We start from the raw sequence: 13,927 nt of genomic DNA on the forward strand, positions 1-13,927 counted from the left end.
GGCTTCGTCTCGTTCGCCCCGCTGCTCAGGTTGCGGGGGGCAGGGCGGTGTCGAGGCTGTGCAGGACGTAGTCGAGTTCCTCGGTCGTGAACAGGCCGGGGTGCCGGACCAGAACGGTCCCGGTTGGCGACAGGATCACGGTGTACGGGAGTTCGCTGACCCGGAACCGGGCGGCTTGCGTGCCGTCGGGGTCCCGCAGGGTGGGGATCGTGACGCGGTCGCGCGCCGTGGCCGCGCGGCCGCTCGCCTGGTCGTCGGCGACGTCGACTCCGAGGAACGCGACCGCCGTGCCGAGGCTGGTCGCTTCGGCCTGGTCGTCGGTCAGCTGGATGCTGCAGGCCGCGCAGGTGGAAGACCAGAAGTCGATGACCGTGTACTGCCCGTGCGTGGTGGCGCTGGTCGTGGTGGCGCCGATGAGGGCGGGGCCCGTCACCGGGGTTGGGGTGTCGCCGATGTCCGTTCCGCCGGGGACGACGGTCGTCAGGTTGGTGCCGCCCACGACAGCCCGCTGGCTCAGGGGGAGCGCGTCGTCAGCGAGTGCGGCCAAGCCGTGCGCGAAGGGGATGGTGTCGGCGGACTCCGCACCGAAGGCGGCCTGTTCCACGATGTGCCCGGTGGGGTCGATGATGAAGATCTGGCTGCCGTGCGACACAGATCGGGTGGCGGGGTCGAGCTGGATGGGCACCGCGTACGCGCGGGCGGCTGCGGCCAGCTGGGTGGGAGCGCCGGTGAGGAAGTACCAGTTCGGCAGGGCGTCAAGCCCGTGCTGGTGCGACCAGGTCTTCACATCCGTGACGGCCGGGTGGTACGGGTTCGCATTGATCGACACGAACGCGACCTTCGCTCGAGCGGCGGCGGTCAGGTCGTGATCGGCGGCGATGATGTCGGTGGCGAGCATCGCGCACTGGTCCAGGCAGCGGTCGTCGTTGAAGGTCAGAACGACCACGCGTCCGTGCAGGCTGCTGCTGTCGATCACGCGTCCGCGCTGGTCGGTGAGCCGGTACCCGGGCGCGGTAACCGGGTCCGTCGGGGTCGGTGAGACCCCGAGCAGATCCGCGGTCGCCTGGTTGAGACCGGCCGGCACGGCGTTCACCGCCGGAGGAGCGGCGGCGGGCCGGGCGTCCGCGACCCCGATCACGACCAGCAGGCCGATCACGACCAGCAATGCGGCGGACGACACCCACAGCACCCACCCCGGGACGCCGGTCCTCCCGCCGTCGCTGTTACCCGCTGAACTCACACTGATTCCTTCCTACGGTGCGGTCCTGCCGACTCGGCCTCCGCTCGGTTCCGGTGTCGCGCGGCGACGATGAGAGCGACGAGGATGACCACGACGAGCGCCACTCCGATCGGCAGCCAGGCGCTTTCGACCATGGACGCCAATATCCCCTGGGCCGCGTCGAGGATGGCGGTGACCGGTGCGACCAGATCCGGGCCGCCGAGCTGGGCGGTCCAGTACCCGACCAGATAGACACCGATCAGGATGCAGAGGGCCCCGGCGGCTCGCGGAAGCATCGCCATGATCGGCCGCAGGGAGCGCAACACGGTGGTGTCGGCTAGAGATACTGCGACCGCGAGAACGGTCGCGAACAGTCCCATTCCCAGGCCATATGCCGCCACGACGGCACCGACCACGACGGCGGAGCCGGAGGCGAATGCCCCGCCGATCGCGGCGATGAAAACGGGCAGGGAGCAGCTGAGCGATCCGATGGCGTACGCCATCCCGAACCCGGCCATCGCGACGAATCCCGTCCCGGTCCGAAACCGAGGCGCGACGCGGAGGGGCACGGTCCTGCCGAGCAGGCCCAGGATGCCGAGCGCCACGACGATCACGCCGACGCCGATCATGACCCACGGAGCGAATGCCAGCAGGACCGCGTGCACGGACCCGGCGAGCAGACCCGCCGTGGCGAAGACGGCGAAGAACCCGGCCGTGACCGCGATCCCCGCGCGGATGCCGGACAGGGCACGCGTGACGCGGTCACGATCGCGGCCGCCGACGAATGCGGCGAGATAGACCGGGAGCAGCGGGAATCCGCACGGATTGAGCAGGCCGATCATGCCGAGCACGAACGCGTATCCCACCACGGACCCCGTGGTCATTGAGCGGCGTCCCGACGTGCCAGAGCTTGGAGCCTCGCGTTGTACTCGTCGAGCTCCACGTCGCCGTACCGTGCCGCGCGTCGTTCGGCGGCGACGGTTCGCCGTGCATCGCTGCGCTGCCACTGCAGGAAGAGCACCAGAAGCACCAGCAGGGTCGGAAGTTCCGTGAACCCCCACGCGATGCCTCCGGCGGTCTGCTGATCGCTCAGGGCCGTGGCATCGAGCGACCGCATCGGCGCGGCGTAGTACGACACCATCACGGTGCTCGCCATCATGAGCACGACCCCGAAGAACGCATGAAACGGCACAGGTACGGCCATCTCGGCGATCCGGGCGACCGGGCCACCGGCCTGCCTCATGAGCCTGGTTCCGCGCCGCGGCGAGGGGTCGACCCCGAGGATGCCCCAGAAGTACAGCGACCCGATCAGGAGGAAGTGGATGAGCATCACGTTGTGCCCCCACATCGTGCTCATCAGCACATCGAAGAGCCGGGTGAAGTAGAGCGCGTAGAGGCTGAACAAGAAGAGGATCCCGGTGACGATCGGGTTCGCGACCACGGCCGCAAGCCGGGAGTGCAGCACGCGCAGGAGGCCTGCCCGCATTCTCCGTCGACCCGTTCCTCCACCCGAGAGCGCCCGCAGCAGCAGGGTCACCGGCGCGCCGAGGCAGAGCAGGATCGGGGTGAGCATGCTCAGCGTCATGTGCTGGATCATGTGGACGCTGAACAGCTCCATGCCGTACCCGTCGAACCCGGTCGCCGTCATCAACTCGATCGACGCAACACCGAGCAGCCAGCACACGATCCGCAGCGGCGGCCACGCATCCCCCCGTCGCGCCAGCATGACGACTCCCGCAACATAGGCGCCCAGGAGGAGGAGGCCGAGGATCGGCAGGACCGGGACCGGCTGCGGGTGCACCGCGAACAGCCGTCCGGCCGTCAAGGGACGGGTCGGCATCCACATCAGCCCGGTCATGTGCGCGGCACCCACGGTGGGCGGCATCGGCATGTCGGACAGCGGTGCGAGCATCACAGCCCGAGGATCAGCAGCTCGGTGGCGGACGGCTCACCCGCCGCATCCGTGAACGCGCGCAGCGACGCGACGAGTTGGTCGCGCTCCGCGGGCGCCATGCCCTCGAGCACCTCTTCAATGAGCTGACGACGGTGTTCGGTCACGGAGGCGACGAGCCCGAGACTCTTCTGGGTGGGGGCAAGGATGACTTCGCGTCGGTTGTCCGGGTTGTCCTCCCGAACCGCCCATCCGCCCGTGACGAGGCGGTCCGCCGTGCGACTGAAGGTCGACACCGTCACGCCCAGACGCTCGGCCAATGCGCCCATCCGCAGCGGGCCGGCCGAGGCGAGCAGCACGAGAACCCGGAACTGAGGCAGGGAAACATCCTCCAGCGCCGGCACCATCGACCGGGCGATGATCCCCAGCAACGCCCGGGATGCCGTCACCGTCGCATCCGCGGCCGGCCGGATGTCGTCACCTTTGCTCACGACCACGATCTCGCTTCCACGTCATGATTGTATGAGACCAATGATTGCATGAATACAATGCTTGTGTGACAGCAATGATAGCGCCCGTATCGCGGTGGTTGCGGAAGAACCGGTACGGCCTGTTCTCCCTCGCCCTCATCGTCGGCCTCGGCGCAGGCCTTGGAGCGTTGCTGTTCCGCGGCCTGGTGTACGGGATCACATGGCTCGTCACCGGGCACGTCGAGTTCGGCCAGGACGGCCGCGTGCCCAGCGATCACCTTCCTTGGCTCGGGCTGGGGTTCTACATCGTGATCCCCGCGATCGGCGGCCTCGTCTACGGTCCGATGGTGTACCGGTGGGCGCGCGAGGCGCGCGGTCACGGCGTCCCGGAGGTCATGGTCGCCGTCGCCGAGGGCGGCGGCAAGATCCGTCCGCGGGTCGCGATCGTGAAGGCGCTGGCCTCCGCACTCACGATCGGCACCGGCGGCTCGGTCGGCCGGGAAGGACCCATCGTGCAGATCGGGGCTGCCCTGGCCTCCACCATCGGGCAGGGAACCAGACAGCCCGAAGGCCGCCTGCGCATCCTGGTGGCGTGCGGAGCGGCCGGCGGCATCGCCGCCACGTTCAACGCCCCCATCACCGGGGTGTTCTTCGGTGCCGAGATCATCCTGCGCGAGATCTCTGCCGGGTCCCTGTTCGCCATCATGCTCTCCGCGATGGTCGCCGACGCGGTCGTCCGACCTATTCTCGGAAACGACGCGTTCCTCACGGGGTTCCCGCACGGTGCCACGCTCGGCCACACGGCCGACTTCGCCCTCGTCGCCGTGCTCGCCGTCATCGCCGCCCTCGTCGGCCAGCTGTTCCGGTATGTCCTGTACGCCGTCGAGGACCTGTGCGACAGGGTCTGGGCCGGACGCCCGGAATGGGCGCGACCCGCCGTCGGGGGCGTGTTCCTCGGTCTGCTGCTGCTCGCGGTCCCGCAGATGTACGGGGTGGGATACCCGGTCATGTTCCAGGCGCTGCATGGCGACTACGGGTTCTGGCTGCTGCTCTTCTTCGCTCTCACGAAGATCCTCGCCACATCCCTCACCCTCGGCATCGGCGGATCCGGCGGCGTCTTCGCCCCGTCCCTGTTCATCGGCCTGATGCTCGGCACCGCCTATGGCCTCGTCGTTCACCAGCTGTTCGGCAGCGCCGCCGGCGACCCCGCGGTCTACGCCGCCATCGGCATGGGCGGCGTCTTCGCCTCCGGCACGCGCGCACCACTGACGGCGTTCGCATCCGTCGTCGAGATGACCGGCGACATGTCCCTCGTCCTGCCGATCATGCTCACCAGCGCAATCGCGACCGTCGTCTCCCGCTCGGTCGCCTACGGCACCATCTACACCACCAAACTCCTGCGCCGCGGCCAGGACATCGAGAAGCTCCAAGACCGCCAGTACCGCCACCTGCTCGGTGGAGGAAACGACCCCTCCGCGGCCTGAGATCCCTGAAGCGCATTCTTCCCCTCGCGCAGGCAGCGGCAGAGTGACACAATGAGACCACCGGTTCGACCACTGGTCTGAAGGAAGGTCGACATGAAGATTCTGATCGTCGGTGCGGGCATCGCCGGCCCCACGCTCGCGTACTGGCTGCACCGAATGGGGCACGAGCCTGTCATCGTCGAACACGCGCCGGGGCTGCGGCGCGGGGGCTACGCGGTGGACTTCTGGGGCTCCGGGTTCCAGGTCGCCGAACGCATGGGGCTGGCACCCCGGCTGCGGCAAGAGGGCTATCGCTTCCGCGAGGCACGCGAGGTATCCGACAACGGCCGGCGGATCGCCCACTTCGACCCCCTCCGGTTGATCGACGGCTACGGCGGCGGATACGTCACGCTCCTGCGCTCCGACCTGGCCGCCGCGATCTGGGACGCGCTGGAGGGCGAGGTGGAGACCGTCTTCGACGACACCGTGCAGTCGCTTCACGACGACGGCGACCGGGTGCTGGTCGAGTTCGCCCATGGCGCCGCTCGGGAGTTCGACCTCGTGATCGGGGCAGACGGCCTGCATTCCCGGGTACGGACGCTGGTCTTCGGGCCGGAGAGCGAGTTCGAGCGCGATCTCGGGATCACCGTCGCGGCGTTCGATCTCGAGGGGTACCGTCCGCGCGACGAGCTCATCGCGGTCACGCACACCGTCGTGGGTTCGCTGACGCTGCGGATCGGGCTGCGCGACGACTCCACCATGTTCTGCTTCATGTTCCGCCACGACGGCGACACGCCGCAGGACGACGTGGCCGCGCAGCAGCAGCTGCTGCGCGAGCGCGTCGGAAACGTGGGCTGGGAGGTGCCGGCGATCCTGGAGCAGGTGCCGCAGGCGCGCACGTTCTTCATGGACCGGGCGAGCCAGATCCTCCTGCCGTCGTGGTCACGCGGCCGCGTCGCGCTCGTCGGTGACGCCGCAGCTGCCCCGTCGCTGCTGGCCGGGCAGGGCTCGGCACTGGCGATGGTGGAAGCGTACGTCCTCGCTTGCGCGCTGCACTTGGCGGACGGCGACCACCGAGCGGCGTTCGACGCATACCAGGGACAGCTGCAGGGGATCGTGCGGGCCAAGCAGGATGCCGCGATCGGCATGGGGTCCGCGTTCGCGCCACGCAACCGCGCGCAGGTGCTGCTGCGCAACGTCGTGGTCGGCCTCATGAACATCCCGATGGTGGCGAACCTCGCGGTCGGGCGGAGCCTGCGCGATCCGATCGTGCTTCCGCCACCGCCGGCGGGTTGAATGTCTGCATGGCTCGTCCCCGATTCCACCGGCTCCCTGTCGCGCAGCAACAGGCGTTGCTGGATGCCGCGCTGGAGGAGTTTGCCGGCCACGGATACGGCGGGGCATCCCTGAACCGGATCATCGCGGCGACCGGTCTCTCGAAGGGTGCGATGTACTACTACTTCGACGGCAAAGAGGACCTCTACGCCGACGTCATCCGCCGTCAGCTCGAGCGGCTGTTCGAGCACAGCGGCCCGGTCCCGGTGCCCGACGCCGCGGACCCTGAAGGCTTCTGGGCAGCGATCGAACAGACCTACATGCGCCTCATGGTGCTCATGACCGAGACCCCGGAGACAGGGGTTCTGCTGCGCGACTGGCTGACCGGAGCCGCATCCCCGGCCCTGCGTGAGGCGCAACGCAACGCCGAGCAGGCCACCCTGCCCTGGCTGGAGCAGACGGTCGCCGCCGGGCAGCGGATCGGCGCGATACGCACCGACCTGCCGGCAGACTTCCTCATCGCGATCGCGCTCGGCATGGGGCAGGCAATGGATACCTGGCTCATCATCCGCCCCTTCGCCGAGACTGAACTCGGCGAAGCGATCCATGCGCTCATCGACATGATGCGTCGCGCCCTCTCGGCCTAGACAGCGATCCCCCGACTCGGGGTCCATGAGCCGTGGATTCCCGAGTTCTTCGACATCGTGGGCAGCGACGAGCGCCCCGCCAGCGACGTCCAGGGCGGCTGCATATGCGGGGTGCATGCGGATGTGGCGAACGTGGAAGCGTGGCAGGGCTCACCTGCGTCATACCCGTATACCACGACCGTCCATGCGGAGTTTGCGGCCGCCCTGCCCGACGAGAGGCCGGGGAGCTGGTTCATGCCGAAGGAGTACTGGGTGCCGTCGGTGGTCGTCATCCGCGCATTCGGCGGCGCGACGACGCATCTCATACTTCCCAATTCGAAGGATGGCTGGTTCGCGGCGGCGGTGCGCCGGTGCCAAAGAAGAGATGCCCGGTTCCCCCTGGTGACGCCGCACGATCTTCGCCATACGACGGCAAGCCTCGCGATCAGCTCCTGGGCGAATGTGAAGGCCGTGCAGCGAATGCTCGGGCACGCTTCAGCGGCGATGACGCTCGACACGTACGCCGACCTCTTTGAAGACGATCTCGACACCGTTTCACTGGCGCTGGAAGCTTCGCGACGGAGGGCCATCGCGACGGGCGGTTCAGGAAGTTCTTTCCCAATTCTTTCCCACGAGACCCCTGGGTGGAACGACGAAGGCCCCGCCATCCCTTGAAACGACTGGGATGTCGGGGCCTCGCGCGTTGGCGGTGACGGTGGGATTTGAACTCTTCTGCAGAACAACGAGTTGGATAGCGTTCGCCACTACTTCGTTGATTTCACGCGGGTTCGCGGGCCATGCGGTTCACGTTGGATCAGGTTGCACAGTGCTCAGCCGATCACATTTCGTTTCATTCTTTCCCACTTCGTTCCCACGCGACGCCCGCACCGTGAATGCTCAGGACTGCGGTGTCTCCGCGCGGCCGAAGCGGTTCACGCCGCCGGTATCAAAACATCGCGAACCAGCGCATCCAGCTGTGCGTCGGCCTCAAGGAACTGACGCAACGTGTTGCGTGCTGCACCGAACTGCTCGAACTCCTCCACCGACATGCCATCGATCTCGTATGCCCGACGGAACTCGGAAAGCGAACATAGCTCCTCGAGGATGTCCGGCGGGACGGGCACGTCAATGCGGTTCTCTGCGGGGATCCGGTTCTCGTTGATGCGCGCCTGCCAATCGAACGGAGGAGACACTACGAGATCGCCGCCCACGAGCTCCGACCACTGCAGGGAGTTGCGGAATGCGGCGGAGAGGATGCGGCTGCGGTAGCCGCGCTCCTGGAACACCGCATAGGCACGCTTGAGTGCGGCGAGGCCGGCCCAATCCAGGACTCCGGGTCTGGTGAGGATGCGGTTGTCGACGGTCCATTTCTTGAGCCAGTCGTCGAGTCGCCCGCCCATGATTGTGACGACGTGGCCGAACTCTCGATCAGGAAGCCCGTCGGCAGCGCGCCGGTCGAGGGCGCGCTCGAGTGCGGCGCCGACGGTAACCGCCTGCGGCACCGAGAAGCTGAGGGTCGCGTTGATGCTGACGCCGCGGTACGCAGCTTCCTCCATTGCGGCGATTCCGGTGGCGGTCGCGGGGATCTTCACGATGATGTTCTCGGCGAGTTGCGAGAACTCAACGGCTTGGGCGACCAGGGCCGCGGCATCGCGGTGCAAGCGTGGATCTGTCTGGATTGAGAGTCGGCCGTCTCGCCCGCCGCTCGCCACGAACGCCGGCTCGAGAAGCTGGGCCGCCCCGATCGAGAGCTCCTTCACCGCCTCCCATCCGAGCTGCGACTCGCCCCACGTCGGGTGCTCATCGGCGAGCTCGCGAAGTCGCGGCCTCCATACGTCGGGGTGATTGCGAATCGCGGTGAGGGCGATCACGGGGTTGCATGTTGCGCCAACTGCTCCGAACTCGATCGAGCGGCGCAACTCGTCGGGGTCGGCAGAGTCGTTCCACAAGGATGTCGCCGTTTCAGCGGCCGCACGTGCGAGCGGTGCGAGGTGGGTGAGTTCAATCGAATGCATTTCGAGTTCTTCCTATCAGGGATATGTCGAGGCATCTGTGCCCGGCAGATCCGGTCTTCTCTGGCCACTGAACGAGGGGCATGTGTGACGCTCTTCAGCCCAGGTCGACCGTCACGACGATGCGTTCGGTCGCCGATCGTTGCGCAGCATCCGCGAGCAGCAGGGCCGCACGGCCGTCTTCGAACGTCGGACTCGTCGACTGCCGACCACGCACAAGGTTGATGAACTCGCGCAGCTCTGCCCGATATGCGACGGAGTACCGCTCAAGGAAGAACGGCTCGTACGGAGGCTTGCCCTCGACGCTTGTCGCGGTGGACAGGCTCACCAAGCTGGTGGGCATGTTCGAAACGCTCAGGGTGCCGTGCGCGCCGAACGCTTCGATTCGCTGGTCATAGCCGACGGCGCTGTGGCGCGAGTTGATGATTGTGACGATGGTCCCGGATGCGCCGCGGAGGGTCGTGACCGCCGTGTCAAAGTCGCCGTGCTCGCGCGCGCCGGCGTCGAAGGTACTCGTTCCTGTCGCCGTCACCTCGATGATGTCGTCGACGAAGAACCTGGCCATGTCGAAGTCGTGGATGGTCATGTCGCGGAAGATTCCCCCCGACACGGCCACATACGACGCCGGCGGTGCCGACGGATCGCGACTGATGATTGTCAGCTGCTCGAGCGCGCCGATCTCGCCGGCAGCGACTCTCGCACGGGCGCTCGAAAAGCCAGGGTCGAACCGGCGGTTGAACCCGAGCGCGACGGGGACTCCCGACTCCAGAACCCGGGGCCGCAGGGCATCGACTCGGGAGATGTCGAGGTCGATGGGCTTCTCGCAGAGCACCGGGATGCGGGCGTCCACCGCCTGGGCGATGAGGTCGACGTGTGTCGGCGTCGGCGACGCGATCAGAATGGCGTCGACCTGTCCGGAGGCGAAGACCTCATCGGCATTGTCGGTGGCGGTGCCTCCGTAAATAGCTGCGACGGCCCGCGCGCCGTCGACGAATGGGTCGGCAACCCAGGCAAGCTCGGCATCGGGCTCGGCCGCGATGCTGGCAGCATGCACCTGCCCGATGCGGCCGCTGCCGATGAGGCCGAAGCGGAGGGGGCGTTCAGTCACGGTCGATCCTTCTCTGGTCAGGCCCATGGGGCCAGTGCGTCGCGGTTGGTGCGCTGGTCTGCGGCACGCTGGGCACGGAATCGGTCGATGGCAACACCAGGACCGTTGAGGACGTCCTGTTCCACGACGATCCATCCGTCGTAGCCCTGATCGGCGACGGCGGCCATGACCCCTGCAAGGTCGATATCGCCTTTGCCGAATGCGACGAACGCGCCTGATGACCACACTTCGGGCATTCCTCCCCCGGCGTTCAACACTCGTCGCAGTTCTCCGAGATCGACGTCTTTGAGGTGCAGATGGTTGATCCGGCTTCCCCAGCGCCTGACGAAATCGACGGGATCTCCACCGGCGATGAAGAGGTGTCCGGTGTCGAGTGTGAGGTCGATGTCCACGTTCGCGAGGAACCGGTCGATCTCCTCGGGCGACTCGACGAAGGTGCCGGCGTGATGATGGAACGTGGGCTCGAATCCCGACGCACGCACCAATGCAGCAGCTCGCTCCGCGTTCGCGGCCAGTCTCGCCCATGCCGGTCCCGGCAGCGGATCGAGCTCGCCACCCCGCCCTGGGTGCGCGCGCCTCACCGCTGAGCCGTCGTCGGCGAGGGTCGGCAACGGCAGTCGGGACGGCCCTCTGGATGCCGCATCGGAGAAGACGGCGAGTGCCTCTCGAAGCGTGGGCAGCGCCGCCTCGAAGGCGTCGTCATCGGTGAACGGCAGTTGCACCCATCCCCCCGCGAGGTCGAGATCGAAGCGGTCGAGTCGGTGGGCAAGTTTCCTCCCTCGACCGAGGTAACCGAGGGGGCCGAGGTCGACGCCGACATAACCGGCCTGTGCGAGGATCTCGAGCATGTCGTCGGGTGAGACGATGTCGGCTCCCTCGGGGGTCATCTCGAAGACGCCGAAGCTGACGGGTGCTCCTGCGACAGACGCCTTCATCGGTCGACCCCGTCGCCGAGGAGCGGCCGCTGTGCAGTACGCAGCCGCTCGTACTCGTCGCGCGCCCGCTGGGTGGATGCGAGGGTGGAGACCTGGGGCACCGGGACGTCCCACCAGCCGGCGCCGTCGGGCGCGTAGATCAGCGGGTCGCTGTTGATGTGGATGAACGTGGACCGGTCCGAGGCCTTGGCGGTCGCGACGGCCGCCTTGAGGTCGTCGATCGCGGCGGCGCCCGGCTGGACCTCGATGACGTCGAGCCCGTGGCTGCGGGCATTCATGGCGAGGTCGACGGGCAGGACCTTCTCACCCTGGAAGTTGCGCGCCGCGCCGTCGTACTCGCGGTACCAGGTGCCGAACCGCTCCGATCCGACGGTCTCGGACAGGTGGCCGATCGAGGCGAAGCCGTGGTTCTGGATCAGGATGACGATGAGCTTGATGCGCTCGGCGACCGCGGTGACGAGCTCGGTGTTGAGCATGAGGTACGAGCCGTCGCCGACCATCACGATCACGTCGCGATCGTCGCCGTCGGCGAGCAGGCCCCGCTTGGCGCCGAGGCCGCCGGCGATCTCGTAGCCCATGCACGAGAACGCGTACTCGACGTGGTACCCGAGCGGGTCACGCACCCGCCACAGCTTGTGCAGGTCGCCGGGCAGCGAGCCGGCCGCCTGCACGATCACGTCCTCCGGTGCGCTGGATGACTGCACGGCGCCGATGATCTCCGGCTGCCCAGGCAATGCGAGCCCAGAGGGCGCGAACGCGTCGTCGACCGCCGCATCCCACTCGGCCTTCTCGCGGGCGATGCGCTCGGAGAGGTCCCTCGATACCTCGAAGCCCTCAAGCTTGATGGCCAGTTCGGCGAGCGCCTCGCGCGCGTCAGCGATCACCGGCAGCTGCGAGCCGTGCTTGTAGGCGTCGAACGATGCGACGTTGATGTTGACGAAGGTGACGTGCGGGTTCTGGAACGCGGTGCGGGATGCGGTGGTGAAGTCGCTGTACCGCGTGCCGATGCCGATGACCACATCGGCCTCCGCGGCGAGGCGGTTCGCGGCGAGGGTGCCGGTCGCGCCGACCCCGCCGAGGTACTGCGGGTGGTCCCACGCGAGCACGCCACCGCCGGCCTGGGTCGTGCCGACCGGGATGCCTGTGGCCTCGACGAGAAGGCGCAGCTGCTCCTCAGCGCTTGAGTAGAGCACGCCGCCGCCGGCGACGATGAACGGCTTGGCTGCGCCGCGGATCGCGGCGACCGCGCGGGCGAGCGGCCCGCGCTCGGGCAGCGGTCGGCGGATGTGCCACTCGCGGTCCTGCAGGAACTCGATGGGCACATCCAGCGCCTCGGCCTGCACGTCCTCCGGGAGCGCGATCGTGACGGCACCGGTTTCGACCGGGTCGGTGAGCACGCGCATCGCGGCGAGGGCGATCGAGTACAGCTGCTCGGGCCGCTGCACGCGGTCGAAGAACCGCGACAGGGGACGGAACGCGTCGGTGACCTGCAGTCCGATGTCCCACGGCTGCTCCAGCTGCTGCAGCACCGGGTCCGCAACGCGGGTGGCGAACGTGTCCGAGGGCAGCAGCAGGGCGGGCAGGCGGTTCGTCGTGGCGAGGGCCGCGGCCGTGAGCATGTTCGCGGCGCCCGGACCGACGGAGGCGGCGGAGGCGTAGGTGCCGCGGCGGCGGTGCATGCGGGCGTAGCCGACGGCCTGGTGCACCATCGCCTGCTCGTTGCGCGCCTGGTGGTACGGCATCAGGTCGGGCTGCTCGACGTTGACCTGCTTGAGGGCCTGACCGATGCCCGCCACGTTGCCGTGACCGAAGATGCCGAACACGCCGGGGATCGTGCGCTCCCGGATGTCGCCGTCCACCGTCCACTGGTGCGCGAGGAACTCGATCAGCGCCTGGCTGACCGTCATGCGCTTGGTCTCAGCCATTCGCGCCGGCCTTTCTGGTGTCGCCCGTGAAGGGAAGTCTCGGGTCCAGCCGCTGCTCGTCCCAGCTTGCCCGCACCCACGCATGGGCGGGGTCGTCCGTGATGAGCCACGCCCGATCAGGGTCGGGCCCGGCCATCACATTCAGGTAGTAGAGGTCGTACCCAGGGGCAGCCACGGCGGGCCCGTGATACCCGTACGGCACGAGGGCGATGTCACCCGTGCGGACCATCGCGTTGACGTCGATCTCCCCCGCTGGGGACGAGTACGCGCTGAACATGCCGAAAGCGGAATGCGGATCGACGGATGCTGCGGCCCCCCGCGTCGGGGCCGTCTCGAAGTAGTAGATCTCCTCAAGCCGCGACTCATGACCCGGGACGTGCTCGTCATGCTTGTGCGGCGGGTACGACGACCAGTTCCCGGCCGGCGTGATCACCTCGCACACGATCAGGCGCGCCGCATCCAGCGCCTGCGGCGTGCCGAAGTTGTGCACCTGCCGGCTCGACGCGCCCTTGCCGCGCAACTCGACCGGAGTGTCGGATGCCGCGATGTACTGCCAGGCCCGGCGCTCGGTCGTGGGCGCCTCGGCGACCGCGACCCGGCCGCGACCACGGATCTCCGCCGTCGTGCCGGACGGCAGGTACAGCACGTCGGTCGCGCCGGCGAAGACGGAGGCCCGACCATGAAGAAGCGTCTCCCACTCCCCTGGGTGATGGTGGTGCGTCACGAAGAATGACCCGGCAAGGGGCACGACGATGCGCTCGACTCCGGTCTCGGTGAGGGCGAGGTGGTCACCGTCGACGAGCTCGGCGACGCGGATTCCCGTGTGCTCCCACCCCGGGGTGGCGCCGTCGACGACGCTCTCCCAGCCGTCGCGGGCGAGCTCGCCGCGGCGGTGGAACCAGCGCTGGTCCGTCATGTCTGTCCTTCTGCGGAGGTGGTATCGGATGCCGCGACCCGCCGTCCCGGGTCGCGGCATCCAAGTCTTGTCAGTTGTTCTGAGTAA

The 13,927-nt window shown here is 68.0% G+C and carries 12 protein-coding genes and 1 pseudogene; 4 read left to right on the forward strand and 9 right to left on the reverse strand.

Features of this window, described 5'->3' with window-relative positions; translation table 11 throughout:
- Positions 1-25: 25 nt before the first annotated feature.
- The 4 genes from SM116_RS18090 to SM116_RS18105 are packed head-to-tail and all read right to left on the reverse strand — an operon-like array spanning position 26 to position 3,601.
- Positions 26-1,240 carry an SCO family protein gene (locus SM116_RS18090; protein WP_320942360.1) on the reverse strand — a complete coding sequence of 405 codons (1,215 nt, stop codon included), beginning with the start codon at positions 1,238-1,240 and terminating at the stop codon, positions 26-28.
- The gene (locus tag SM116_RS18095; protein WP_320942361.1) at positions 1,237-2,103 is read right to left on the reverse strand and encodes a cytochrome c biogenesis CcdA family protein; all 867 of its coding nucleotides are present in this window, start codon (positions 2,101-2,103) and stop codon (positions 1,237-1,239) included. Before SM116_RS18095 ends, SM116_RS18090 begins: the two co-directional genes overlap by 4 nt.
- A complete protein-coding gene (locus tag SM116_RS18100) occupies positions 2,100-3,131 on the reverse strand; it encodes a cytochrome c oxidase assembly protein (RefSeq protein WP_320944208.1) in 1,032 nt (343 codons plus the stop codon). Before SM116_RS18100 ends, SM116_RS18095 begins: the two co-directional genes overlap by 4 nt.
- On the reverse strand, positions 3,131-3,601 hold the full coding sequence (locus tag SM116_RS18105) for a MarR family winged helix-turn-helix transcriptional regulator (RefSeq protein WP_320942362.1): 471 nt from the start codon (positions 3,599-3,601) through the stop codon (positions 3,131-3,133). Before SM116_RS18105 ends, SM116_RS18100 begins: the two co-directional genes overlap by 1 nt.
- Positions 3,602-3,675: 74 nt before the next feature.
- On the opposite strand from SM116_RS18105, the gene SM116_RS18110 reads away from it, so the two are divergent.
- The 4 genes and pseudogenes from SM116_RS18110 to SM116_RS18125 form a co-directional block, all read left to right on the forward strand.
- Positions 3,676-5,064, forward strand: coding sequence for a chloride channel protein (locus tag SM116_RS18110; protein ID WP_320944209.1), 1,389 nt, complete (start codon positions 3,676-3,678; stop codon positions 5,062-5,064).
- A gap of 93 nt (positions 5,065-5,157) precedes the next feature.
- Complete coding sequence (locus tag SM116_RS18115) at positions 5,158-6,339, forward strand: FAD-binding domain (RefSeq protein WP_320942363.1); 1,182 nt, start codon at positions 5,158-5,160, stop codon at positions 6,337-6,339.
- 8 nt (positions 6,340-6,347) lie between these two features.
- A complete protein-coding gene (locus SM116_RS18120; protein WP_320942364.1) occupies positions 6,348-6,965 on the forward strand; it encodes a TetR/AcrR family transcriptional regulator in 618 nt (205 codons plus the stop codon).
- A 324-nt stretch (positions 6,966-7,289) separates the two neighbouring features.
- Positions 7,290-7,619: pseudogene (locus SM116_RS18125) on the forward strand (tyrosine-type recombinase/integrase); the annotation flags it as partial.
- Between the two features lie 257 nt (positions 7,620-7,876).
- On the opposite strand, the gene SM116_RS18130 reads toward SM116_RS18125, so the two are convergent.
- The 5 genes from SM116_RS18130 to iolB form a co-directional block, all read right to left on the reverse strand.
- Entirely contained in the window at positions 7,877-8,959 is a 1,083-nt protein-coding gene (locus SM116_RS18130) for a transaldolase family protein (protein ID WP_320942365.1), read from the reverse strand.
- Positions 8,960-9,053: 94 nt separating this feature from the next.
- Entirely contained in the window at positions 9,054-10,064 is a 1,011-nt protein-coding gene (iolG, locus tag SM116_RS18135; protein ID WP_320942366.1) for an inositol 2-dehydrogenase, read from the reverse strand.
- Between the two features lie 17 nt (positions 10,065-10,081).
- The gene (locus SM116_RS18140; protein WP_320942367.1) at positions 10,082-10,999 is read right to left on the reverse strand and encodes a sugar phosphate isomerase/epimerase family protein; all 918 of its coding nucleotides are present in this window, start codon (positions 10,997-10,999) and stop codon (positions 10,082-10,084) included.
- On the reverse strand, positions 10,996-12,924 hold the full coding sequence (iolD, locus tag SM116_RS18145) for a 3D-(3,5/4)-trihydroxycyclohexane-1,2-dione acylhydrolase (decyclizing) (RefSeq protein ID WP_320942368.1): 1,929 nt from the start codon (positions 12,922-12,924) through the stop codon (positions 10,996-10,998). Before iolD ends, SM116_RS18140 begins: the two co-directional genes overlap by 4 nt.
- A complete protein-coding gene (gene iolB / locus SM116_RS18150) occupies positions 12,917-13,840 on the reverse strand; it encodes a 5-deoxy-glucuronate isomerase (protein ID WP_320942369.1) in 924 nt (307 codons plus the stop codon). Before iolB ends, iolD begins: the two co-directional genes overlap by 8 nt.
- Between the last annotated feature and the right edge of the window lie 87 nt (positions 13,841-13,927).

The organism is Microbacterium rhizosphaerae, from assembly GCF_034120055.1.
GTDB classification, from domain to species: Bacteria; Actinomycetota; Actinomycetes; order Actinomycetales; family Microbacteriaceae; genus Microbacterium; species Microbacterium rhizosphaerae.

Excerpts from the sequence above, each read along its gene's own strand:
- SM116_RS18095 (WP_320942361.1), bottom strand. The coding sequence starts at position 2,103 with ATGACCACGGGGTCCGTGGTGGGATACGCGTTCGTGCTCGGCATGATC.
- SM116_RS18100 (WP_320944208.1), bottom strand. The coding sequence starts at position 3,131 with ATGCTCGCACCGCTGTCCGACATGCCGATGCCGCCCACCGTGGGTGCC.
- SM116_RS18120 (WP_320942364.1), top strand. The coding sequence starts at position 6,348 with ATGGCTCGTCCCCGATTCCACCGGCTCCCTGTCGCGCAGCAACAGGCG.
- SM116_RS18115 (WP_320942363.1), top strand. The coding sequence starts at position 5,158 with ATGAAGATTCTGATCGTCGGTGCGGGCATCGCCGGCCCCACGCTCGCG.
- SM116_RS18110 (WP_320944209.1), top strand. The coding sequence starts at position 3,676 with ATGATAGCGCCCGTATCGCGGTGGTTGCGGAAGAACCGGTACGGCCTG.
- iolD (WP_320942368.1), bottom strand. The coding sequence starts at position 12,924 with ATGGCTGAGACCAAGCGCATGACGGTCAGCCAGGCGCTGATCGAGTTC.
- SM116_RS18140 (WP_320942367.1), bottom strand. The coding sequence starts at position 10,999 with ATGAAGGCGTCTGTCGCAGGAGCACCCGTCAGCTTCGGCGTCTTCGAG.
- SM116_RS18130 (WP_320942365.1), bottom strand. The coding sequence starts at position 8,959 with ATGCATTCGATTGAACTCACCCACCTCGCACCGCTCGCACGTGCGGCC.
- iolB (WP_320942369.1), bottom strand. The coding sequence starts at position 13,840 with ATGACGGACCAGCGCTGGTTCCACCGCCGCGGCGAGCTCGCCCGCGAC.